The sequence below is a fragment of the Sphingomonas sp. genome, assembly GCF_042095875.1.
GTDB lineage: Bacteria > Pseudomonadota > Alphaproteobacteria > Sphingomonadales > Sphingomonadaceae > Sphingomonas.
On record NZ_JBELMJ010000003.1, the window covers coordinates 36,953 to 59,195 of the forward strand.

Sequence of the window (22,243 nt, forward strand, 5' to 3'; positions counted from 1 at the left end):
GTTACTCGGCGCGCGTGGTGGAGGCGGGGCTGACGGTGCCGTTGATCGCAATCGCGGTCTTTGACGCCTCAGCGTTCATCCGCACTGCGCTCGCGCCGGGCAGGCCGGGGAAGCGCGGCCACATGCCCTGGGCCAGCGCCGAGCGGCTCGGCGACGCCGGCTTGCCGCCCTGCGCCTCGTACATCCAGTAATTGCGCAGCACCGTGACGACGTAACCGCGCGTCTCCCAGTAAGGAATGCTCTCGATGTAGAGCAGGGGATCGCCGCCGTCGCGGACGATGCCGTTCCACTCGGCGACGTGCACCGGCCCGGCATTGTACGCCGCGATCACCTTGGGCAGCAGCCCGCCAGTCATCCCCATGTCGCGCAGCCGCTCGATGTGGCGCTGCCCGATGTCGATGTTGGTCGACGGACGCGTGAGCGCGGCTTGGTCCACCGTCATCCCGCGCTCGCGCATGTAATCGGTCGCCGCCGCGGGCATGATCTGCATCAGGCCATAGGCGCCCGCCGGGCTCTTCACGCGCGATCGGAATCCCGATTCCTGCAGCGTGTGCGCGTAGACCAGTGCCTTGTCGATCCGCCAACCGCTGTCGGGCGTCCAGCTGGGCTGCGGGTAGCGCGCGTCGGCGGTCGCGGTGACGCCCTGCGGCATGTTGTGCGCCATCCACACCGCGGTCGCGGGCAGGTCGAGCTGCTCGGCCAGCCGCGTCAGGCTGGTGAATTCCTTGGGATCGCCGATCCGCGCCTGCTGACGCAGCACGCGCTCGGCCTCTTCTTCCTCGCCGATCTCGACCAATGCGGCGGCGACGCGGACATTTGGACGACGCTCCAGCGCGGCCCAGTCGCCGGTTACGCGCTGCGGACGCGCGCGCGCCGGGTCGATTCCCAACGCCTCGCGCGCCAGCAGGCCGTAGAAGGTTTCGCCGAACTGCGACGCCTGCTTCAACCGCGCCTCGACCTTGTCGGGGCGACCGCACATCATGTCGGCGCGGCTCGCCCAGTAGAGCGCGGTGGCGCGCAGGTCGGTGTCGGCCGCGCGCGCGGCGACGTTCTCGAATGCCGGGCTGACCGCGGCGCAATCCTTCTGCCGCCACGCGGCCAGCGCGCCGGTCCAGCGCGCCTGCGTTGTCCAGTCGCCCGACCCCAGCTCCGCCTTCGCCGACAGCGCGCGCGCCTCGCGGTCCAAGCCTTGCAGGAAGTAGATCCACGCGATCCGCGCCTGCCACTCGGTCAGCGCCTCCGGGCTCAACCCCGGCGTCGCGTCGAGCAGCGCCTCGGCCTCCGCGCCCATGTCGCCCTTGACGTAGGGCTGCATCTTCACCGCGAGATCGGCGGCGATCAGGTCGCTCTTGGTCGCCTTGGCGCGGATGCGGGCAGGGGCGCCGTCGTTCCAGATCAGCCGCTGCTGCACGGGCAGCGGCGGCAGTTCGGTGATGCCGCGCGCCTTGGCGATCCGCTCCAGCGCCTCGGCCTGCGGCAGCTCGGGCGCCTCGTTGACCAGCCGCAGCGCGGCGTCACCCTCGATTTTGGGGCTGCCCTTGGCGGTGTATAGCTCGGCGCGCGCGTAGGCGTGCAGGGGGCCTTGCGCCATGCTGTCGAGCGCGATCTGCGCGTCGCTCCAGCGGCTCTCCTCCAGCGCGGCTAAAACGGTGCGATAACCGTCGCGCTGCTCGGCGCTCAGTTGCTTGGGGATGCCGGGGCTCGCCGCGCGCGACGGCGGGGCGGGTTCGGCGATCGCGGGCACCGCGACCGCGGCGGCACAGCACGCACCCGCCAACCAGGCCTGCTTGAGCAACTTCATTTCGACAACCCGCTGTTAAACAAGATCAGGTCCTTCCACGCTTCGGACTTGCAGGCCGGCCGGTCCAGCAGGACGCGGGGATGGTGGCTCGCAATCACCTGCGTGCTGGTGCCATTCTTATGGTTAAAGCTGTGCAAACGCTCTCTCGCCCCCGCGACGTTCGTCCCCAGAACGGCACGGGTCGCCGCATCGCCGAGCACCAGCAGCGCCTTGGGCGCCGCGAGCGACAGATGGTGGCGCGCGACCTCGCCCAGCCGCTGCTCCAGCTCGCGCGGCACGCGACCCGTCGTCGGGCGACGCACGCACACGGAGGCGAGCAGGATGTCGGCGCGTTTCAGCCCGATGCTGCGCAGCATGTTGTCGAACAATCGCCCGACCTCGCCGCCCAGCAACTGCCCGCGGTCGTCGCGCTCGGGACAATCGACCAGCACCATCAGCGAAGGCGCGTCCGGCCCGGCCCAGCCGATCGCCTCGCCCGCCCACACCGCGTCGGGCGCCTCGCGCCCGCTCCGCCAGGTTACGAACTCGGCCAGCGACTCGGGCAGCGCTGGCGCCGGCGTGGCCGGCGGCGCTGCCCGCCCGCCCGGCGCCGCGCGTGCGTCCAGCTGCTCGCGCGTATTCGGCGGTTCGGGCTCGGAAGCGGGAGCGAAATTCTTCGCTTCCAACCAGTTGACGGGCGCGTCACCCACCACCACGTCGACACCGGCGTCGCGCCACCAGTCGAGCGCGCTCGCTGCCGCTGCGCCCCAATCGAGTTTCTGGTCTGCTCCCATCTGGGCTCGCATAGCATGGATGGTTGACGCGAAGGTCAAGTTACTGGCACCGCGGGACGGTCAGAATGTTGCTGCGGTGCGACGAGGAGCGGAGCGGCCCGATCAGGCGGCCTCGCCAGAGGAGAGAGTGAAGTGAGCGATCGCGAATCCATGCCGTATGACGTGGTGATCGTCGGCGCCGGCCCGGCCGGTCTGTCGGCGGCGATCCGCATCAAACAACTCGCTGCCGAAAAGGAAGCGGACATCTCGGTCTGCGTGCTCGAGAAGGGCTCGGAGGTCGGCGCGCACATCCTGTCGGGCGCGGTCATCGACCCGCGCACGCTGGACGAGTTCCTGCCCGACTGGCGCGACGACGGCTGCCCGCTCGCCGAAGTGCCGGTGACCGAGAACATCCACTGGGTGCTGACCAGGAATAAGAAGGTCGACCTGCCGCACCTGTGGACGCCGCCGTTCCTCCACAACAAGGGCACATATACCGGCAGCCTCGCCAATTTGTGCCGCTGGATGGCGGGCAAGGCGGAGGAGTTGGGGGTCGAGATCTTCCCCGGCTTCGCGGCGGCCGAAGTGCTGTTCAACGACGACGGCAGCGTGAAGGGTGTCGCGACCGGCGACATGGGCGTCGCGCGCGACGGCACGCACAAGGGCGACTACCAGCCCGGCCTCGAGCTCCACGCCAAATACACCTTCTTCTCCGAGGGTTGCCGCGGACATCTGTCCAAGGAGCTGATGCGCATCTTCGACCTGCGCGCCGACTGCGACCCGCAGGTCTACGGCCTGGGCGTCAAGGAACTGTGGGACATCGACCCCGAGCTGCACACGCCGGGCAAGGTCATCCACACGCAGGGCTGGCCGCTCAGCGAGACCGACGGCTCGAACGGCGGCGGCTGGATCTATCACCAGGCGAACGGGCAGGTGTCGATCGGCTTCGTCACCTGGCTCAACTACACCAACCCTTACGTCTCCCCGTTTCAGGAGATGCAGAAGTGGAAGACGCATCCGCAGGTCGCCGCACTGCTGAAGGGCGGCAAGCGCGTCAGCTACGGCGCGCGCGCGATCTCGGACGGCGGGCTCCAGTCGATCCCCAAGCTCGTGTTCCCGGGCGGCGCGCTGATCGGTGACAGCGCCGGCTTCCTCAACGTGCCGCGGATCAAGGGTACGCATACCGCGATGAAGTCGGGCACGATGGCCGCGGAGGCCGCGGTCGACGCGATCCTGTTGCAGCGCTCAAGCGACGAGCTGACCGCTTACCCGGATGCGTTCGAGACCAGCTGGGTCAAGAAGGAGCTGTCGATCGTCCGCAACGTCGTGCCACTGGTCAAGAAGTTCGGCGACCTGATGGGCTCGGGCCTCGCCGGCATCACCATGTGGTCCGAGTATCTCGGGCTCAAGATGCCGTTCACCATGCACCACCACCCGGATCACGAGACCTTGTGGCGCAAGGACCTGGTCAAGAAGGTCGAGTACCCCAAGCCCGACGGCGTGCTGACCTTCGACAAACTCTCCTCGGTGTTCCTGTCGAACACCAACCACGAGGAGGATCAACCCGTCCACCTGACGCTGAAGGACGCGTCGGTCCCGGTCGCGCACAATCTGCCGCTCTACGACGAACCGGCGCAGCGTTATTGCCCGGCGGGCGTTTACGAGATCGTGGGCGAAGACACGCACGATCCCCGTCTGGTGATCAACGCGCAGAATTGCGTCCATTGCAAGACGTGCGACATCAAGGACCCGACGCAGAACATCAACTGGGTCGTGCCCGAAGGCGGTGGTGGACCCAATTACCCGAACATGTGATCGCAGCCGCTCGCCCCTCCACCGTGCCAGCGCGGTGAGGGGCTTGATCATGGCGGTCGCCGCGATCGTCGCGACGCCGGCCATGGCGCGGGCCGGGGTGCCCGCTGTCTCGCTCGCGCCGGTGTCCGCAACCGCATCGGAGGCCGACACGGCCGCCTATCTGCGCGCGCGCGTCGCCGACGCCGACGGGCGGGTCGCGCTCGCCGTCGCCGACTACGACCGCGCGCTGCGCGACGCCGCCGACGATCCGGTGGTCGCGGTCCGCGCCTACCGCGAGGCGCTGCAATACGGTGACTTCGCGCTCGCCGATCGCGCTGCCGCGACGCTGGCGCGGGCGGACGTGCTGCCCAGCGACGCGCCGCTCGTCATGCTCGCCGCCGCTGCGCGCGCGCACGACCGCGCCGCCGCCGAGCGTGCGCTCACCGCGCTCGACACGACCCCGCTGCGCATCCTGTCGCCGCCGTTGCGCGCTTACGCGGCGCTCGAGTGGCGCGGCGATCCCGACAAGCCGCTGGCGCAGCCGTCCGCCGACGCGGTCGCGCGCCGCTTTGTCGCGGAAACGCGCGCGCTGATCCTGCTCGCGCGCGGCCGCGGCGATGCGGGACTCGCCGCGCTGCGCCCGCTGCTCGGCAACGACCAGTCGAGCACCGACACGCGCATCGCCGCCGCGCGGCTGCTGATCGGGCGCGGCGAGCGCGACCGCGCGCGCGCGCTGCTCGTCGGCGACGCACCGCCGGTGGTCGCGCTGCGCGCGCGCGTCGGTGATCGCTCGGCCGCCGGTGCCGAGCCCGGTCTCGCCTTCGGCCTGTCGTGGCTGCTGACGCGCGTCGCTTCCGACTTGGCGCTCGGCCCGCCGGGCAGCCTCGGCTACACGCTGACGCAGTCCGCGCTCCGCGCCGAACCCACCAACGACCGTGCGCGCCTGCTGCTCGCGGGCGCGCTGGCGAAGGACGCGGCGACCGACCGCGCGCTCGCCGTCCTGGACGCGGTCGACCCGCGCGGCATCTACGCGGCGCAGGCGACCGCCGCCCGTATCCAGGTGCTCGCCGACGCCGGTCGCACGGCGGAGGCGCTGCGCCTCGCCGAACCGCTCGCCACCGGCCGCGACGCCGATCCGGCCGACGTGCAGCGGCTCGCCGACCTCTACCTCCGTCTCGAACGTTCGCGCGACGCGGCCCCGCTCCACCGCCGCCTGGCCGAGCGCGCGGGCGCCGACTGGACCGACTGGCTGCAATATGGCGCCGCGCTCGACCGTGCGGGCGAGTGGCCCGACGCGCGCGCCGCGCTGGAGCGCGCCTACGCGCTCGCCCCCGACCAGCCGCTCGTTCTCAACTATCTCGGCTACGCGCTGACCGAGCACGGCGAGCGCCCGGCCGAGGCGCAGGCGATGCTGCAGCAGGCCGCGCGCGCGCGCCCCGACGATCCCGCGATCGCCGATTCGCTCGGCTGGGCGCTGTTCCGCGCCGGCGCGGCGCAGCGCGCGCTGCCGCTGATCGAGCGCGCCGCCGCCGAAGACCCCACCAATCCGGAGATCGGCGAGCACCTCGGCGACATCTACTGGCGGGTCGGTCGCCGCTACGAGGCGCGCTATGCCTGGACCGCCGCGCGCGCTAGTGCCGAGACGCCCTCGGTCGCGCAGCGTCTGACGGGGAAGATCAGCAACGGGTTGTGAAGGGGCCGGCGTGTCGCATTCGGGTGTGTCGGAACAGGTGATCGTCGAGCGCGCCCCCGCCAAGCTCAACCTCGCACTCCACGTCCGCCGCCGCCGCGACGACGGCTACCACGACCTAGAGACCCTGTTCGTCTTCGCGCGCGACGGCGATACGGTCGGCGTCGCGGTCGGCGCGCCGTCGCTGACGATCACCGGACCGTTCGCCGCCGGGCTGGACGCCGGCCCCGACAATCTCGTCGCGCGCGCCGAACAGGCGTTCCGCGCGCGCTACGCCATCGCCGCGCGGCACCGCATCACGCTCGACAAGCATCTGCCGGTCGCCTCCGGGATCGGCGGCGGATCGGCCGATGCCGCCGCGACGCTGCGCGCGCTGGCGCGGCTCCACGGCACCCCGCTGGACGACTCGCGACTGGTCGAGATCGCTGCCGCGCTCGGAGCCGACGTGCCCGCCTGCCTGCTCGGTCGCGCCGCCTTCGGTCACGGCAAGGGCGACGCCCTGACGCTGATCGACGGGCTCGGCGACATGCCCGCGCTGCTCGTCAACCCGGGCGTCGGCGTCTCGACCGCGGCGGTGTTCGCGCGCTGGGACCGGGTCGACCGCGGCGCGCTGGGCGAGGGCGAGACGCTCGCGCGCGCGCTGGCGGGCCGCAACGACCTGCAACCACCCGCCGAGCAACTCGCCCCCGTCATCGCGGACCTGCTCGCCCTGCTGGCACAACAGCCGGGTGTCCGACTGTCGCGCATGTCGGGGTCGGGCGCGACCTGTTTCGCGCTGTTCGACCATGCCGCCGCGCGCGACGCCGCCGCGCGCGCGGTCGCCGCGGCGCACCCGTCGTGGTGGCGGCTGGAGACGGTGATCCGGTGATCCGGCTATCGGTCGCCGACGGCGTCGCCCGCGTCGCGCTCGACCGCGCGGCCGCGCGCAACGCGCTGCCGACCGCCGCCTGGCACGACCTCGCCCGGGTCGACGCGTGGGTACCGACCGACGCGCGCGTCGTGCTCCTCGCCTCCGACGTTCCCGGCATCTTCTCCGCCGGCGCCGACCTCGCCGACCTCGCGCGGCTCAGCCACGACGTGCCCGCGCGCGCCGCCTTTCGCACTGCGATGCGCGCCGGCATCGACGCGGTCGCCGCGCTACCGATACCCGTCGTCGCCGCGGTCGAGGGCGGGTGCCACGGCGCCGCGGTCGCGCTGGCGCTCGCCTGCGACCTGATCGTCGCCGCACCCGCCGCGCGCTTCGCCATCCCGCCCGCGCGGCTCGGCATCGGCTATCCCGCCGCCGACGTCGCCCGGCTCGTCGCGCGCGTCGGTTCGGGGCAGGCGGCGCGGCTCCTGTTCACCGCCGCGCCGATCGACGCCGAGGAGGCGCACCGCATCGGCCTCGCCGACCTGATCACCGATCCGCACGCCGTCGCCGCGACGATCGCCGCCAACGACGCCGACGCGCTCCGCTTGCTAAAGCGTACCCTGCGCGATCCGACCGACCCCGCGCACAACCGCGCGTTCGAGGATTCGTTCGCCGCACCGCGCTTTGCCCAAGGCGTGTCGCGCTACCGCCAACCTTGATTTAGTGTCCGTGTTCCCCACTTGTTCCGATGGAACAGAATGTGTACACGAGCAGGAACGCGTTGAACGTCACGCGCGGGTGCTCTAGCGAAAGGGATCGGCAATGGCCGCCAAACTTCAGGTGATCGATACCGGCATGGCAACCGCGACTAACGACCGTCAAAAGGCGCTCGACGCCGCCCTCGCGCAGATCGACCGCGCGTTCGGCAAGGGCTCGGCGATGAAGCTCGGGCAGAAGGAAGCGATGCAGGTCGAGGCGATCTCGACCGGGTCGCTCGGGCTTGACATCGCGCTCGGCGTCGGCGGGCTCCCGCGCGGCCGCGTGATCGAGGTCTACGGCCCCGAATCGTCGGGCAAGACGACACTCGCGCTCCACGTCATCGCCGAGGCGCAGAAGAACGGCGGCACCGCCGCCTTCGTCGACGCCGAGCACGCGCTCGATCCCGTCTACGCCAAGAAGCTGGGCGTCAACATCGACGAGCTGATCGTGTCGCAGCCCGACACCGGCGAGCAGGCGCTGGAGATCACCGATACGTTGGTGCGCTCCAACGCGATCGACGTGCTGGTGGTCGATTCGGTCGCCGCACTCGTTCCGCGCGCGGAGATCGAGGGCGAGATGGGCGACAGCCACGTCGGCCTCCAGGCGCGTCTCATGTCGCAGTCTCTGCGCAAGTTGACCGGCTCGATCAGCCGCTCGCGCTGCATGGTGATCTTCATCAACCAGCTGCGCATGAAGATCGGCGTCATGTACGGCAATCCGGAGACGACGACCGGCGGCAACGCGCTCAAGTTCTACGCTTCCGTCCGCCTCGACATCCGCCGCACCGGCGCGATCAAGGACCGCGACGAGGTGACCGGCAACGCCACCCGCGTGAAGGTGGTCAAGAACAAGGTCGCGCCGCCGTTCAAGCAGGTCGAGTTCGACATCATGTACGGCGAGGGCATCTCCAAGATCGGCGAGATCCTCGACCTCGGCGTAAAGGCCGGGCTCGTCGAGAAATCGGGCGCGTGGTTCTCCTACGACAGCGTGCGGATCGGGCAGGGGCGCGAGAACGCCAAGAACTTCCTGCGTGAGAACAAGGAGATGGCCGATCGGCTGGAAAAGGCGATCCGCGCGCGCACCGACGCGGTCGCGGAGGAGATGATGGCGGGCCCGTCCGAGGACGACGACATCTGATTTGGGCACCAGCCCGACCTGGAACTAGCGCGGCCTGCCGGCAACGGCGGGCCGTGTTCGTCCGACCGGCGCGCGTCGCGGCGCGCCTTGGCCTCACCTTTGCCTCACCTTCCACGCACCCGGCCGATCTGGCGGCTGCGAACACCCGTCTTGGACTGACTTTCGCCTCACCTTCCGCCCGCGCGGGGCACGCGTAATGCCACACGCCTTGGCCTCACCTTCGCGTGACCTTCCGCGCCCGTGACCGCGGCGGCGGACTGGACCGGCAAGGTCGGCGACACCTGGGCGCGCGAGTGGCAGCGAACCGAGCAGAGCTTCGTCGACCTCGAACAGGCGCTCGCCCGCGCGATCCTGTCGGTCACGCCCACTAGCGGGCAGTTCCTCGACCTCGGCTGCGGCGTCGGCACCACGGCGGCCGGCATCGCCGCCGCGCGGCCCGACGCGACGGTCACCGGCATCGACCTGTCGCCCGCGTTGGTCGCCACCGCGCAGGCTCGCCACACCGCCGCCAACCTCCGCTTCGTCGCGGGCGACGCGCTAGGCGGGTCGGTCGACCAGCCGCTCGACCTGATCTTCTCGCGTCACGGCGTCATGTTCTTCGCCGATCCCGTCGCCGCCTTCACCCACCTGCGCGCGCGGTGCAGCGCGGGTGCGCCGCTGGTCTTCTCCTGCTTCCGCGCGCGCCGTCACAACGCCTGGGCGGCCGAACTAGGCGCCGCCACCGGGCAGCCGATCGACGACGACCGGGCCTACACGCCCGGACCGTTCGCGTTCGCGGACCGCGACTTCGTCGCCGACCTGCTCGCCCGCGCAGGGTGGCAGGGCGCGTCGGCCGCCACCGTCGACTTCGACTATGTCGCGGGCACCGGCGCCGACGACGCCGCCGCCCTCGCCGACGCCCTCGCCTTCTTCACCCGCATCGGCCCTGCCGCCGCCGCGATCCGCGCTTGCTCCGACCACGCCCGCGCCGAGCTGCTGGAGCGGATCGGAACCCGGCTCGCGCGTTATGCACGACACGGGCGCGTCGCCATGCCGGCCTCCGCCTGGATTTGGACCGCACGCGCCTGAGGGGAGCCCGCATGACCATCATCGTCCACCATCTCGAGAACTCGCGCTCGCAGCGCGTGCTGTGGATGCTGGAGGAGCTCGGCCTGCCGTACGAGGTCAAGCGCTACGAGCGGAACAAGAAGACGATGCTGGCACCACCCGAGCTGCGCCGCGTCCACCCGCTCGGCAAGTCGCCGGTGATCCAGGACACCGGCGACGGCGACGGCGACGGCGACGGCGGCGGCGACCGCGTCATCGCCGAGACGGGCGCGATCGTCGAGTATCTCGTCGACAAGGCGGACGGACAGTTCGGCGCTCCGCCCAAGCGCGACGACGCGCTCGCCTACCGCTTCTGGCTCCACTATGCCGAGGGCTCGCTGATGCCGCCGCTGCTGCTCAAGCTGGTGCTCGGCCGCATCCCCCTGATGGGCAAGCCGGCGACCCGGCGCATCCAGCCGATGATCGACGTCCACCTCGACTTCGTGGAACAGTCGCTCGCCGATCGCCCGTGGTTCGCGGGCGACCGGATCAGCGCCGCCGACGTGATGATGAGCTTTCCGCTAGAGGCCGCGCGAAGCCGCGCCGGGCTGGACAAGGACCGGCCGAACACGATTGCCTGGCTGGAGAAGGTGCACGCGCGTCCGGCCTATCAGAAGGCGCTGGAAGTGGGCGGTCCCTACGCTTACGCCTGAGTGAATAGAGTGTGTTAGCCACGCGTTAACCACCTGCGCGTACGTCGGGCACCATGCCTCTCGCCCGACCGACGCGCTCGCTGCTCCTCGACCTGGTCCTCGCCGTCGTGTTCGGCGCCGCGGCCTGGTTGTGCCTCGCTTATACCCGGACCGGCTCGCCGGTCGCGCTCGTGTGGGTGCCCAACGCGCTGCTGGTCGGCGTGCTGATCCAGTCGCGCTCGCTCCGGCTCCGACCCATCTTCCTGTGCAGCCTCGCGCTGCTCGCCGCCGCTGCCCTGACCGCCGATCTGCCACCGCTGCAGATCGCGGTGCGCGCCTGCGTCAACATGGCGGAAGTGCTGATCATCGCCCTGGCGATGCAGGGGGCGGGGCGCGATCCCGGGCTCGACAGCCTGCGCCAACTCGCCCGCTTCACCGGCGCCGCGCTGCTCACTCCTTTTGCCCTGTCGGGGCTTATCATGACAATCTTCTGGTCGCGCGGGGCGGACTATGCGGTGACCGCTGGTGTCAGCTGGGCCGCGGCGCACGCGCTAGGCCTGCTGCTGGTCGCGCCGCTCGTCTGCGCCGGCATCGACGCGATCAGGCATCGCGACAGCATGCACCGTATCCGCGTGCTCGAGGTCGTGGCGATCGGTGCGGGCGCGCTGGTCGTCGCGGGTCTGTTATTCTCCCAATCGCGCTATCCGCTGCTGTTCCTCACCGGACCCGTCGTCATGCTCGCTGCGATGCGGCTCGGCCGCTTAGGCGCCGCGCTGACCGTGATGATGCTCGCGGTGGTCGCCTCGGTCGCGACGTACAACGGCGTCGGCCCGATCACGTTGGTCCGCGACGATGCGGACGGCAGGATGCTGGTGCTGCAACTCTTCCTGGCGTCGAACTTCTGCCTAGGGCTGCCGGTCGCCGTGATCCTGCGTCGCCTCCAGCGCGCGCGCAACGACCTGCGCACCCGCAACGACAACGCCCAGGCGATGCTCGCCAACATGCAGGAGGTGCTCTATCGCATCGACGTCGAGGGGCGCTGGGAGTTCCTCAATCCGGCGTGGGAGCAGCTGACCGGCATACCGGTCGCGGAAGCGGTCGGTACCCGCGTACGCGATCGCGTCCACCCGGCCGACCGGCCGACGCTTGACGAATGGCGCAGCCGCTACGGCGCTCGCGAGCTCGACGGGCCGTTGGGCCGGCTGCGGATCATCCGGCGGGACGGCGCGATCCGTCACGTCGACGTCAGCGCCCGCCTGTTGTTCGACGAAGCGGGTGCGCCGATGTCGGTCGTCGGCTCCATCCACGACGTGACCGATCGCCTCGCGTTCGAGCAGGCGCTGCGCGAGAGCGAGCGCCGGTTCCAGACGCTCGCCGATCTCGCGCCCGTTGGCATCTTCCGCACCGACACGCGCGGCGGGCTGACCTACGCCAATCGCGCCTGGTACGCGCTCGCCGGACTGACCGAGAATCAGGCGAGCGGTGACGGCTGGGCCGCCGCGGTTCATCCCGGCGACCGCGACCGCGTGTTCGATGACTGGCAGGCGACCGCGGGCGCCTTCAGCAACTATCGCGGCGAATTCCGCTTCTCGCATGCCGACGGATCGCTGCTGTGGGTCGACGCGATGAGTGCGGTGGAGCGCGACCTGTTCGGCTGCCCGATCGGCCATATCGGCGTCACGATCGACATCAGCGAGCGGACCTTCGCCGCGGCGGCGCTCGCGGACAGCGAGGCTCAGCTGCGCCTGCTCGCCAGCAACGCGACCGACGCGGTGTTCCGCCTGGCGCTGGACGGCACCTGCCTCTACGCCTCGCCGTCCGTGCGCGACGTCATCGGTGCGCCGCCGGAGCGACTGCTCGGTGCCTCGCTGCTCGATCGGTTCCATCCGGAAGACGACGCCATCGTGCGTCAAGCGTACCGCGATCTGGCACGCGGCATCATCGACAAGATGGTGATCAGCTATCGTTCCAAACCGCTCGACCGCCCGGACACGTGGCGCTGGCTGGAGGCGAACTGCGGCCTCGTCCGCAATCTCGCGACCGGCGCGGCGCAGGAGATCATCGTCTCGATCCGCGACGTCACCGCGCGCAAGGAGCTGGAACTGCAACTCGCCAGCGCGCGCGACGCCGCCGAGATCGCGGGCGCGGCCAAGGCGAATTTCCTCGCTAACATGAGCCACGAGATCCGCACCCCCATGAACGGGGTGATCGGCGCGACCGAGCTGCTGCTCGACGGCGAGCTCGATCCCGATCAGCGCGCACGGGTTCAGGTGATCGCCGATTCGGGCCGCGCGATGATGCGCCTGCTGAACGACATCCTGGACCTGTCGAAGATCGACGCCGGGCAGATGCGGCTCGCCTCCGAGCCGGTCGACCTGCGCCACGCGCTGCGCGGTTGCGCCAAGCTGATGGCGCCGCTCGCCGAGCAGAAGGGTCTGGCGCTCGGGTGCGAGTTCCCCGACGAGCTGCCGCCGCGCGTGATGGGCGACGGGCTGCGGTTGCGGCAGATCGTCCTCAACCTGCTGGGCAATGCGGTCAAGTTCACCGACACGGGCGCGGTGACGCTGCGCGCCGGCGTGGCGGTCGACGACGGGTCCGAGTGGCTGGAAGTGGAGGTGCGCGACACCGGCATCGGTATCGTACCGTCGCGGCAGGACGCGATCTTCGACAAGTTCATGCAATCGGACGCGGGCACCGCGCACCGCTACGGTGGGTCGGGTCTGGGTCTGTCGATCGGCGCGCAGCTCGCGCGATTGATGCACGGGTCGCTGCGGCTGGAAAGTACGCCGGGCGAGGGAAGCAGCTTCTTCCTGCGCGTGCCGCTGGTCGCGGCGGCGGCCGCCGAACCGCCGACCCAGGTCGTCTCCGCCTTGCCGGCGCGTCCCGCCGCGCCCGACATTCGCGTGCTGCTCGCCGAGGATCACGAGATCAACCAGATGCTCGCCTCCGCGATGCTTCAGCGTCTGGGCGCGCGCTGCCTGATCGCGCCCGACGGCGCCGCCGCGGTTGCGGCGGTCGAACAGGCGAAGGCGGAGGGCGACCCGTTCGCGCTGGTGCTGATGGACATGCAGATGCCGGAGGTCGACGGACTGGAGGCGACGCGGCGCCTGCGCGCATCGGGTCACGACTCGCACACGCTGCCTATCGTCGCCCTGACCGCCAACGCCTACGCCGACGACATCGACCTGTGTCTCGCCGCCGGGATGCAGGCGCATCTCGCCAAGCCGCTGCGATTAGCCGAACTGCAGCAGGTGCTCGACCGCTGGGGGCGTGCGGCGGCACCCGATTGCCACAGTGTGCTCGAGTCGCTGTCCACGTTGATCCGCCGCGGCGCACTCGAGGAGAAGACGCTGATCGAGATCTCCGCGCACCTGCGCACGCTGGCGGCGAGCGGCACCTCGCCGCTCGCCGACGCCGCAGCGGACGTTGAACAGGCGGTGTCGGGCTGCGTCGGCGACGACCTGCCGGCGGTGCTCGAGCGCGGGTTGCAGACCCTCACGCGGGCTGCCTGACCTCACCCCAAGGAGTAATGTCGCGGCCCGGTGAAGTCGGGCAGAAGCGGATCATCGAGAGGGCGTCGACCGCCCCCAGCCAGACGTAAGGAACAACGCCATGATCCGCTTTCCCCTGATCGCCATCGCCGCCCTCGCTACCACGCTGTCTGGCACCGCGCAGGCCGACACCGGCCGCGCCACCCCGTCGCGCCCCGTCGTTGCGCGCACCGCAATGGATGGCAGCACGGTGTGCCTCAACACCGCTGCCAGCAACGGCTGCGCGAACTACCAGGCCGCGCTGCTGCGCACCGTCGGACAGAAGGCCGCGGCATCGCGCACCAACATCTCGGTCAACGATCTCGGCCGCCGCCAGCTCAGCGCGCTGATCGCCAGCATCAACTGAGGTCGGCAACGACCTTAGTCGACGACGTAGCGCCCATCGTCGTTACCGCTTTGCTTACCATTGCCGTCGTAAGGTCCGCCTGACTGCACCCGCCCGCGGGTGCGCAGACGGAGCCCGCTACCATGACCGCCCCTGTGTCCCACCTGGCGATCGTCGTCGACGATCACCCGATGTGCCGTCAGGCGACTGCCATGGCGCTGGGCGTCGCGGGGCCGGAACTGACGGTGGTGGAGGCAGCCTCGCTCGCCGAGGCGAGCGAGCGAGCAGGGGAGGCCACGCTGATGACCCTCGATCTCGCGCTGCCCGACAACCGTTCGGTGCTCGGGGTACCCGCGTTGCTCGATCGCTTCCCGCACCTGCGGATGCTGGTGATCAGCGGCGCGCTCAACCCCGAAATCGAGCAGCAGGTCGCGGCGACCGGCGCGCACGGCTACCTGTCGAAGGCGACGCCGATCTCGGTGATGGTGGAGGCGATGCGCACCGTGCTCGCGGGTGACGCGTGGTTCTCCTTTCCGGTCGCCGACGCGGCGCTGCCCGCCGACAGTGACTTCGCGCGGCTATCCTCGCTCACGGCCGCGCAGTCGCGCGTGCTGCACGCGATGGAGAGCGGACGGCTCAACAAACAGATCGCGTTCGATCTCGGATTATCGGAAATCACCGTGAAAGCGCACGTCAAGGCGATCCTGAAGAAGCTGGCGGTTCCCAACCGCACGCAGGCCATCCTCATGCTGCAGCGGGCCCAATCGTGAGCGCTGCCACGCCGGCGCTCGACCTCTCCGCCGTACCGTTGATCGACCCGTCGCAACTGCGCGACTTCGCCGATTTCCTGCCGGGTGCGCAGGTGGTGCAGCTGATCCGTACCTTCACCAAGGAGCTGGAAACGCGCCCGTCGATGGTTCTCCACTTGGCGCGGCAGGGCGATCACGCCAACGCGCGCGCGGCGGCGCACTTCCTGAAAGGCGCGGCGCTCAGCGTCGGCGCGCGCCGCATCGCGCTGCTCGCCGACTCGGTCGAGCGTGCCGCCGACTCGTCGCTGCTCGACCACGCGCAGGAGCTGCCCGACTGCGCGATCGACACCCTAGGCGAACTGGAGCTGGTTCAGCGCACGCTGCAGGCCGCTCGCTGAGCGTCAGCGTCAGCGTCGATCGGCGGCGGTGTCGGCGCGCGTCGCGGTGAACTCGGATGTCGCGCTCCACGTCGGCCACACGCCGGCGTGGCTCAACCGCGCGCCCATGTCGCGGAACAGGTCGACGTCCTGCGCCGCGCCGACCAGGTTCCAGTCGGCCGACCAGCGATCGCACGTCTTGTGATAGCAGGCCATGTAGCCATCGAGCCAGCGCTGCCCGGCCGCGGTGCCGCCGTCGCGCAAATCGGGTGCGCCGCCCAATGCCATCAGCAGCAGCGAGGGCACGCCGCGGCGCACGACCGAGAAATGGTCGGCACGGTAGAATAGCCCTCGCTCGCTGAACGTCTCGGGCGTGATCGTCCGTCCCTGCCTGGCCGCGGCCTGGGTCAGCAGGTCGTCGAGCGAACTCTGCCCCTTGCCGACGAGGATGACGTCGCGCGCGGGTCCGGCGGTCTGCAGGATATCGAGCGTCAGGTTCGCGGCGGTGAGGCCGAGTGGGTAGACCGGGTGGGTCGCGTAATACTCCGACCCGAGCAGCCCGCGCTCCTCCCCGGTCCAGGCGGCGAACACCAGCGATCGGTCGGGCGCGGGCATGGCCTTGAACTGGCGTGCGAGCTCGATGATCCCTGCGACCCCCGCCGCGTCGTCGTTGGCGCCGGGGCGCAGCGTCGCACCGCTCGCGTCCGCCGGGCCCTCGCCGTAAGCGTCCCAGTGCGCGCCGAACATCACGCTCTCGCGCGGGCGCTTGGCGCCGGAAATCTTGGCGAGCACGTTGGCGCTCTCGATCCGCTCGACCGAGACGGCGGCGTCGGCGGAAAAGCGCGTCTTCATGTCGACCGGCCGGAACGATGCCGAGCGCGCGGCCACGCGCAGCTTCGCGAGGTCCAGGCCGGCTTGTCCGAACAGCCGCTCGGCGACCTCGTGCTCGATCCAGCCCTGCAACGGCACGCGGGGGTCGTCGGCACCGCGAACGATGTCGTAATTCTCACCGTTGGAGGCGTTTACCGTCGACCAGGGATAGCCGGCGCCGCCCGTGTCGTGAACGATCAGCGCCGCGGCGGCACCGCGCCTGGCGGCCTCCTCGAACTTATAGGTCCAGCGCCCGTAATAGGTCATGCGCCGGTCGCCGAACCGGCCCTTCGCGTCCTCACCCGGCTGCGCCTCGAAGTCGGGGTCGTTGACCAGGAACACCGCGACCTTGCCCTTGAGGTCCTGGTCCTTGAAGTCGTCCCACTTCGCCTCGGGCGCGGATACGCCGTAGCCGACGAACACCATCGGCGCGTTCGCGATCGCGATCCGCGGCGCGGCGCGCACGGTGGTGACCGCGATCTCCTTGCCCTGCGCCAGCACGGTCGAGCCGGCCCGCATCGTCGCGCCCGCGCCGATGCGGGTGTGGATCATCGGCACCGTCTGCGTCCAGCTGCCGTTCGTGCCGCCGGGCTCGAGCCCGAGCCCCTTGAACTGCGCTACCAGCCACTCGACCGTCACCTTCTCGCCCGCGGTACCCGGCGCGCGTCCGCCGAAGCGATCGGATGCGAGCGTCCTAACGGTGTCCGACAGTCGCGCCGGGTCGGTCTGCGCCGCGGCGGGCGCGGTGATCGCCATCGCGGCGGCACAGGCGAGCAGGGCAGTGCGCATCAACGAAGCCTCTTCACGAGTGCGCGGCCGTCGCGCCGTTCGATCTGGAAATTGGGCACCGACTCGACCAGGTCGGACAGGCGCTTGAACCCGTAGTTGCGGACGTCGAACGACGAGCGGTTGGCGGCGAGCTGCCCCATCGCCGACAGGCTGACGTAGCCCTTCTCGTCGCGCTTCGACGCGTCGTAAGCGTCGATCAGCAGCTTGAGCAGTTCCTGATCGACCGGCGGCTTGGTCTTGCGTGGCGCGGGTGTGCGGGCGCCGATCGCCGGCGGCAGCGTGTCCGACAGCGGCGCGTCGACTGTTGGCTCGGTCGCCGGGGCGGGCGCGGCGTCGCTGCCGTTCGCCTGCTCGAGCGCCGCGACGTCGATGAAGCGGCTGCACGCTTGCCGAAATCCCTGCGGCGTCTTGGCGGTGCCGAAGCCGTAGACGGGCAGCCCGTCCTGCCGGATGCGCGTGGCGAGCGGCATGAAGTCGCTGTCCGACGACATGATCCCGAACCCCTGCACCCGTCCGCGGAACAGCAGGTCCATGGCGTCGATCGTCATCTTCATGTCGGTCGCGTTCTTGCCCTTGGTAAGGTCGAACTGCTGCTGCGGCTCAATGCCGTGGCGCACGCTCATGTCGCGCCAGCCCTTCAGTCCGGGCTTGGACCAATTGCCGTAAACGCGGCGGATGTTCACGGTGCCGAGCTCCGCCAGCACGGTCAGCACGGGGTCGAGCGCGTGCCAAGACGCATTGTCCGCGTCGATCAGCAGCGCGATGTTGAGGGTGGGGGTGTCGTCGGTCGGCATCGCGCAGGTGTCGACCGCGGCGGCGGCGGCGTCAAGCCGGACGCTGGAGTAAACCGTGCCCGCCCGCCGTGCCGAAGCATCGCACGGACGGGCGGGCGGGGTCGGATCAGCCGTTCGAGCCGCGACGATCGCTGTCGTAGGCGACGTTCGCGTTGATGTCGTCCTGTTTGGTGGCGCGCGTCTCGCCGTCGGGATCGGTCACGGTCTTCATATCGGCCTGCGACCCGACGTCGCGCGCGAGCGCACCGCCGCTGGTGCCGGTCTGCGCCTCGCCGGCGGGGATCATGCCCTCGATCAGGTCCTTGTCGTCGTTGTCGCGCGCGGTGTCGGTGCGGGTCTGCTCGGTCATCGTTATCTCCTTCGGCCAGACAACGGACGGGCGCGCGCCCGCGTTCCTCACGGCCCAGGATAAGCGATCGACAGCACTTCATACTCGCGCTCGCCCGCGGGCAGCGCGACGCGACGCACGTCGCCGACCGCTGCGCCGCGCAACGCGCGCGCGAGCGGGGCATTCCACCCGACCAGCCCGCGACCCGCGTCCGCCTCGTCGTCGCCGACCAGCGTCAGCTCGCGCTCGTGATCGTCCTCGTCGACGATGCGCGCGGTCGCGCCGAAGAAGATGCGCGAGCGGTCGGGCGCGGCGGCGGGATCGACCACCTTCGCCGCCTTCATCCGCCGCGACAGCCAGCCGAGCCGCCGGTCGATCTCGCGCAGTCGCTTGCGCCCGTAGATGTAATCGCCGTTCTCGCTGCGGTCGCCGTTGCCCGCCGCCCAGGCGATCGTCTCTACCAGCTGCGGCCGCTCGGTCGCGAACAACTGCTCGTACTCGCGGCGCAGCACCGCGTAGCCCGCCGGGGTGATGTAATTGGGTCGATCCATGCGGGCGCGCCTAGCGCACTGCCTGAGCGCGCGTCACCCCGCCCGGCTGCGCCCGAGATACCAGCTGAGATTCGCCGGCCCGCGGCTCTTCGCCCGCGCCGGGTTCATCAGGTCGTAGACCACCGCATTCTCCAGCACGCGCTGCACGTAGTTGCGCGTCTCGCTGTACGGGATCGCCTCGATCCACTCGACCATGTCGACGCCGCCGGTGCGCGGATCGCCGTTGGCGCGCAGCCACTTGTTCACGTTGCCCGGCCCGGCGTTATAAGCCGCGATCGCCAGCGGGTAGCTGCCGTACAGCCCGAAGATGCGCTGGAAATAACTCGAGCCCAGCATGACGTTGTACGTCGTGTCGGCGGTCAGCCGGCCGGCATCGTACGGCAGGCCGAGCTTGCCCGCCTGCTCGCGCGCGGTGGCGGGCATCAGCTGCATCAGCCCGCTGGCGCCCACAGGGCTGCGCGCCTCGCGGTCGAACTGGCTTTCCTGCCGGCTGACCGCGTGGATTATCGTCCACTGGCTCTCGTAGCCGCCCGGCACCGGCACGGTGGGGAAGGCGACCGCGCTATATTCGGTCAAGCCGTTCTGCATTGCGCTGCGCCCGACGAGCACCGCCAGGTCGGGGCGCCCGAGCTGGCGCGACAGCTCGTCGGCGAGCAGGTGATCGGTGTCGCTGGTCGCGTCGGCGGCGATCAGGCGGACGAACGCGGTCTGGTCCTGCCGCTGCCCGGTCTGCCCCAGCAGCTGCGCCGCGCGCACCGTTTCGCGATTGAAGAAGGCGGCGCGCACCGTGGCGTCAATCGCCCGCGCTGGCAACGCCGGGGGTGCGACCAGCGGCTGGCGCATGTGCTCCAGCGCCAACTGGCCGTAATATTGGTCGCGATACCCGCCCGCGCGCGCGAACAGGCTCTGCGCCTCGGGCTTGTTCGCGGCTTCCGCCGCGCGTGCCGCCCAGTAGAAGCCCTTGGCGCGCGTCTGCGGCGACTGGCTTGCCTCGCCGTAGCGCTGGAACAGGAAGGCGGCGTCCGCGGGACGGTTGAGCTTGGTCAAAGCCGCTTGCCCGGCGAGCCAGGCGAGGCTGGTGTAATCGTCGCGCTCGCCGTACGGCTTGGTCGAGATGTCGGTACCCGCCGGGTAGGCGTCGTCGATCTGCCGCGCGATGTCATAGGCGGTCTGCCACTGGTTGTCCGCCGCCGCGCCGCGCGCGTTGGTCAGCAGCACCTCGTAGAATTTCTCGGGATTGCTCGGCCGCACCAATGCCTGCCGCGACCTCGCCAGCCAGCCGCGCGCGCTGTTCGAGGCGCCGCTGTTGCGCAGCCACACCGCCTTGTCGGCGATGTAACCCGCGTCCGTCGCGCCCGCCGCGTCGTTGACGGAGGCGAGCGCGGACGCGTTCGCGCCGCCGGTGCGGAACGCGAGCCGCGCCTCGAACAACGGCCGGGCCGCCGCGCTGGTCAGCGCGATCTGCCGCGCCGCCGCGCCGGTCTGCCCCTGCCACAGCAACGTGTCCATGCGTGCGTCGTGGTCGGCCGGGGTCAGCGCGCCCGCGAACCCGGTCAGCACCGCGCTCTCGTCGCTGGTCGACAGGCTGCCGCTACGCCACGCCGCGCGCGCCGCGGCATAGGCCTCGCCCTGGTTGCCGCTCGACTGATGCGCGCGCGCGCACGCCAGCCAGCCCGCACCGGTCAGCGGCGGGAACCGGCGGCAGAAAGCGATCACGCTCGCCGGCGCGGCATAGCCGCTCGCCGCCTGCTTCTCCGCGGCGCGACGGTTGGCGGTCTGGTTGGGCCAGCCGGGATGCGCCAGGAGGAAGCTGGCGTAGGTGTCGAACGGCAGCGAGTCGCTCTGCTGCAATACCTTCCACTGCGCGACCGCCTGCGCCAATCCCGCGGACTGCGCCTGATAATTCGGCTGCACGCCCTGCGGCACGGATCCGCCCTGCACCTGCGCCAGCAACAGCGCCGCTCCAACTCCCACCACGATTCCGATCAACGCGCCCGCCTTCATCACCATTTCCAGATCGGTGGACAGGATAGCGATCCAACCCGTATCTGTCCTGAACGACTTTATATTTCCACCGCGCCGGAGAGAGCGTTCAGCCCATGTTTACAGGTTCGATCCCCGCGCTGGTCACGCCGTTCGACGACGACGGCGCCTTCAACGAGCAGGTCTATAGCGATTTCATCGAGTGGCAGATCGCCGAAGGATCGTCCGCGCTGGTGCCGTGCGGCACGACCGGCGAGGCGGCGACGCTGACCAAGGAGGAGCAGTTCGCGATCGTCCGCGTCTGCGTCGACCAGGCGCGCGGGCGCGTGCCGGTGATCGCGGGCGCGGGGTCGAATGATACTCGCGTGGCGCGCGCCAACCTCGTCGCCGCGAAGGAGGCGGGCGCCGACGCCGCGCTGATGGTGCCGCCTTACTACAACCGTCCGGGGCAGGAGGGCATCTTCCGCCACTTCGAGGCGCTGGGCGCCGACGCGCCGCTGCCGATCGTGCTCTACAACGTGCCGGCGCGCACGGTGACCGACATCCTGCCCGACACGCTCGCGCGCATCGTGCAGGCGTTCCCGCAAGTGTTCGTGGCGGTGAAGGACGCGAGCGGTGTCATGACCCGCGTGTCGCAGCACCGCGCCAGCCTGGGCGATGAGTTCTGCCAATTGTCGGGCAACGACGACCTCGCGCTCGCCTTCAACGCGACCGGCGGAACGGGGTGTATCTCGGTAAGCGCCAATGTCGCGCCGCGGCTGTGCGCCGATTTCCAGGCGGCGTGCGCCCGAGGCGATTACGCTGCCGCGCGCGCGCTCCACGACCGGCTGTTCCCGCTTCACACGGCGCTGTTCACCGACGCATCGCCGGGGCCGGTCAAATACGCCGTCAGCAAGGTGCGGCCCGACTTCCCGCGCGGGCTGCGGCTGCCGATGATCTGGCCCGGCGAAGCGGCGCGGGCCGCGGTCGATGCCGGCCTGGAGAACGCGGGGCTTTGATGATGGGCGGGGAGGGAGCGATGAAGCGACCTTCCCGCTGGCGGAAAATGCGAAGGTGATCGCCGGCCTGCTCCTCCAGGCCGCCGCGGTAGCCGGACCGGTTCTGCCCGCGCCCCGCTCGGTGCTGCCGCGCGAGTGCCCGAGCGCGCAGCCGGGCGACTCCGAGGTCGTCGTGTGCGGGCGCGGTCAGGAGCAGTTCCGTCTCCGCGCCGCGCCCGAGCGCTACTCGAGCGACCCGCAAGCCTTGCCGAAGGCGCGGACCACGATCGGCGGCAACACCGTGAGCGCCGAAACCGAGCAAGGCGACGTCGGCGGCATACCAACAAACCGGATCATGCTCCGCCTCAAGCGGCCGTTCTGACCGGGGCGTAGCGCCCTCCTTCCGCGCCCAATCGTAACGATCGCCCTTTGCCGCCCGACCGCTACG

The 22,243-nt window shown here is 70.5% G+C and carries 20 protein-coding genes; 13 read left to right on the forward strand and 7 right to left on the reverse strand.

Features of this window, described 5'->3' with window-relative positions; genetic code table 11:
* Position 1: 1 nt before the first annotated feature.
* Together ACFDS6_RS01935 and ACFDS6_RS01940 are read right to left on the reverse strand one after the other, a co-directional pair.
* A complete protein-coding gene (locus ACFDS6_RS01935) occupies positions 2-1,801 on the reverse strand; it encodes a transglycosylase SLT domain-containing protein (protein WP_375270421.1) in 1,800 nt (599 codons plus the stop codon).
* On the reverse strand, positions 1,798-2,574 hold the full coding sequence (locus ACFDS6_RS01940; RefSeq protein WP_375270422.1) for a uracil-DNA glycosylase family protein: 777 nt from the start codon (positions 2,572-2,574) through the stop codon (positions 1,798-1,800). Before ACFDS6_RS01940 ends, ACFDS6_RS01935 begins: the two co-directional genes overlap by 4 nt.
* A 132-nt stretch (positions 2,575-2,706) precedes the next feature.
* On the opposite strand from ACFDS6_RS01940, the gene ACFDS6_RS01945 reads away from it, so the two are divergent.
* From ACFDS6_RS01945 to ACFDS6_RS01995, 11 genes are all read left to right on the forward strand, one after another.
* Positions 2,707-4,368, forward strand: coding sequence for a 4Fe-4S dicluster domain-containing protein (locus ACFDS6_RS01945; RefSeq protein WP_375270423.1), 1,662 nt, complete (start codon positions 2,707-2,709; stop codon positions 4,366-4,368).
* A 49-nt stretch (positions 4,369-4,417) separates the two neighbouring features.
* Complete coding sequence (locus tag ACFDS6_RS01950) at positions 4,418-6,040, forward strand: tetratricopeptide repeat protein (RefSeq protein WP_375270424.1); 1,623 nt, start codon at positions 4,418-4,420, stop codon at positions 6,038-6,040.
* Between the two features lie 37 nt (positions 6,041-6,077).
* Entirely contained in the window at positions 6,078-6,905 is an 828-nt protein-coding gene (locus tag ACFDS6_RS01955; protein ID WP_375270514.1) for a 4-(cytidine 5'-diphospho)-2-C-methyl-D-erythritol kinase, read from the forward strand.
* The gene (locus tag ACFDS6_RS01960; RefSeq protein ID WP_375270425.1) at positions 6,902-7,606 is read left to right on the forward strand and encodes an enoyl-CoA hydratase/isomerase family protein; all 705 of its coding nucleotides are present in this window, start codon (positions 6,902-6,904) and stop codon (positions 7,604-7,606) included. Before ACFDS6_RS01955 ends, ACFDS6_RS01960 begins: the two co-directional genes overlap by 4 nt.
* A gap of 103 nt (positions 7,607-7,709) precedes the next feature.
* Positions 7,710-8,783, forward strand: a complete 1,074-nt coding sequence (gene recA, locus ACFDS6_RS01965) for a recombinase RecA (RefSeq protein ID WP_294191585.1) — start codon at positions 7,710-7,712, stop codon at positions 8,781-8,783.
* Positions 8,784-9,023: 240 nt separating this feature from the next.
* Positions 9,024-9,851 carry a class I SAM-dependent methyltransferase gene (locus tag ACFDS6_RS01970; RefSeq protein WP_375270426.1) on the forward strand — a complete coding sequence of 276 codons (828 nt, stop codon included), beginning with the start codon at positions 9,024-9,026 and terminating at the stop codon, positions 9,849-9,851.
* 11 nt (positions 9,852-9,862) lie between these two features.
* Entirely contained in the window at positions 9,863-10,522 is a 660-nt protein-coding gene (locus ACFDS6_RS01975; RefSeq protein ID WP_375270427.1) for a glutathione S-transferase family protein, read from the forward strand.
* Positions 10,523-10,575: 53 nt separating this feature from the next.
* On the forward strand, positions 10,576-14,013 hold the full coding sequence (locus ACFDS6_RS01980) for a PAS domain S-box protein (RefSeq protein ID WP_375270428.1): 3,438 nt from the start codon (positions 10,576-10,578) through the stop codon (positions 14,011-14,013).
* A 100-nt stretch (positions 14,014-14,113) separates the two neighbouring features.
* Positions 14,114-14,398 (forward strand): hypothetical protein, encoded by a 285-nt coding sequence (locus tag ACFDS6_RS01985; protein WP_375270429.1) that lies wholly within the window; start codon positions 14,114-14,116, stop codon positions 14,396-14,398.
* Between the two features lie 122 nt (positions 14,399-14,520).
* Positions 14,521-15,147: a LuxR C-terminal-related transcriptional regulator gene (locus ACFDS6_RS01990; RefSeq protein ID WP_375270430.1), complete on the forward strand. Its 627-nt coding sequence runs from the start codon at positions 14,521-14,523 to the stop codon at positions 15,145-15,147.
* On the forward strand, positions 15,144-15,524 hold the full coding sequence (locus ACFDS6_RS01995; protein WP_375270431.1) for an Hpt domain-containing protein: 381 nt from the start codon (positions 15,144-15,146) through the stop codon (positions 15,522-15,524). The genes ACFDS6_RS01990 and ACFDS6_RS01995 overlap by 4 nt, the downstream gene beginning before the upstream one ends.
* 9 nt (positions 15,525-15,533) lie before the next feature.
* Here ACFDS6_RS01995 and ACFDS6_RS02000 read toward each other — a convergent pair whose 3' ends face one another.
* From ACFDS6_RS02000 to ACFDS6_RS02020, 5 genes are all read right to left on the reverse strand, one after another.
* Positions 15,534-17,162: a M28 family peptidase gene (locus tag ACFDS6_RS02000; RefSeq protein ID WP_375270432.1), complete on the reverse strand. Its 1,629-nt coding sequence runs from the start codon at positions 17,160-17,162 to the stop codon at positions 15,534-15,536.
* Positions 17,162-17,956: an NYN domain-containing protein gene (locus ACFDS6_RS02005; RefSeq protein WP_375270433.1), complete on the reverse strand. Its 795-nt coding sequence runs from the start codon at positions 17,954-17,956 to the stop codon at positions 17,162-17,164. Before ACFDS6_RS02005 ends, ACFDS6_RS02000 begins: the two co-directional genes overlap by 1 nt.
* A gap of 106 nt (positions 17,957-18,062) precedes the next feature.
* Positions 18,063-18,305, reverse strand: coding sequence for a hypothetical protein (locus tag ACFDS6_RS02010; RefSeq protein WP_375270434.1), 243 nt, complete (start codon positions 18,303-18,305; stop codon positions 18,063-18,065).
* A gap of 47 nt (positions 18,306-18,352) precedes the next feature.
* Positions 18,353-18,835 carry a transcription elongation factor GreB gene (gene greB / locus ACFDS6_RS02015; protein WP_375270435.1) on the reverse strand — a complete coding sequence of 161 codons (483 nt, stop codon included), beginning with the start codon at positions 18,833-18,835 and terminating at the stop codon, positions 18,353-18,355.
* Between the two features lie 33 nt (positions 18,836-18,868).
* Positions 18,869-20,845: a lytic transglycosylase domain-containing protein gene (locus ACFDS6_RS02020; RefSeq protein WP_375270436.1), complete on the reverse strand. Its 1,977-nt coding sequence runs from the start codon at positions 20,843-20,845 to the stop codon at positions 18,869-18,871.
* Positions 20,846-20,934: 89 nt separating this feature from the next.
* Between ACFDS6_RS02020 and dapA the strand changes: the two genes are divergently transcribed.
* Together dapA and ACFDS6_RS02030 are read left to right on the forward strand one after the other, a co-directional pair.
* On the forward strand, positions 20,935-21,816 hold the full coding sequence (gene dapA / locus ACFDS6_RS02025; protein WP_375270437.1) for a 4-hydroxy-tetrahydrodipicolinate synthase: 882 nt from the start codon (positions 20,935-20,937) through the stop codon (positions 21,814-21,816).
* A gap of 55 nt (positions 21,817-21,871) precedes the next feature.
* A complete protein-coding gene (locus ACFDS6_RS02030) occupies positions 21,872-22,177 on the forward strand; it encodes a hypothetical protein (protein ID WP_375270438.1) in 306 nt (101 codons plus the stop codon).
* The last annotated feature ends 66 nt before the right edge of the window (positions 22,178-22,243 follow it).

Bases quoted from the DNA above. Each gene is read 5' to 3' on its own strand.
- ACFDS6_RS01935 (WP_375270421.1), bottom strand. From the start codon at position 1,801: ATGAAGTTGCTCAAGCAGGCCTGGTTGGCGGGTGCGTGCTGTGCCGCC.
- ACFDS6_RS01940 (WP_375270422.1), bottom strand. From the start codon at position 2,574: ATGGGAGCAGACCAGAAACTCGATTGGGGCGCAGCGGCAGCGAGCGCG.
- ACFDS6_RS01950 (WP_375270424.1), top strand. From the start codon at position 4,418: ATGGCGGTCGCCGCGATCGTCGCGACGCCGGCCATGGCGCGGGCCGGG.
- recA (WP_294191585.1), top strand. From the start codon at position 7,710: ATGGCCGCCAAACTTCAGGTGATCGATACCGGCATGGCAACCGCGACT.
- ACFDS6_RS01975 (WP_375270427.1), top strand. From the start codon at position 9,863: ATGACCATCATCGTCCACCATCTCGAGAACTCGCGCTCGCAGCGCGTG.
- ACFDS6_RS01980 (WP_375270428.1), top strand. From the start codon at position 10,576: ATGCCTCTCGCCCGACCGACGCGCTCGCTGCTCCTCGACCTGGTCCTC.
- ACFDS6_RS01985 (WP_375270429.1), top strand. From the start codon at position 14,114: ATGATCCGCTTTCCCCTGATCGCCATCGCCGCCCTCGCTACCACGCTG.
- ACFDS6_RS01990 (WP_375270430.1), top strand. From the start codon at position 14,521: ATGACCGCCCCTGTGTCCCACCTGGCGATCGTCGTCGACGATCACCCG.
- ACFDS6_RS02000 (WP_375270432.1), bottom strand. From the start codon at position 17,162: ATGCGCACTGCCCTGCTCGCCTGTGCCGCCGCGATGGCGATCACCGCG.
- ACFDS6_RS02005 (WP_375270433.1), bottom strand. From the start codon at position 17,956: ATGCCGACCGACGACACCCCCACCCTCAACATCGCGCTGCTGATCGAC.
- ACFDS6_RS02010 (WP_375270434.1), bottom strand. From the start codon at position 18,305: ATGACCGAGCAGACCCGCACCGACACCGCGCGCGACAACGACGACAAG.
- greB (WP_375270435.1), bottom strand. From the start codon at position 18,835: ATGGATCGACCCAATTACATCACCCCGGCGGGCTACGCGGTGCTGCGC.
- ACFDS6_RS02020 (WP_375270436.1), bottom strand. From the start codon at position 20,845: ATGGTGATGAAGGCGGGCGCGTTGATCGGAATCGTGGTGGGAGTTGGA.
- dapA (WP_375270437.1), top strand. From the start codon at position 20,935: ATGTTTACAGGTTCGATCCCCGCGCTGGTCACGCCGTTCGACGACGAC.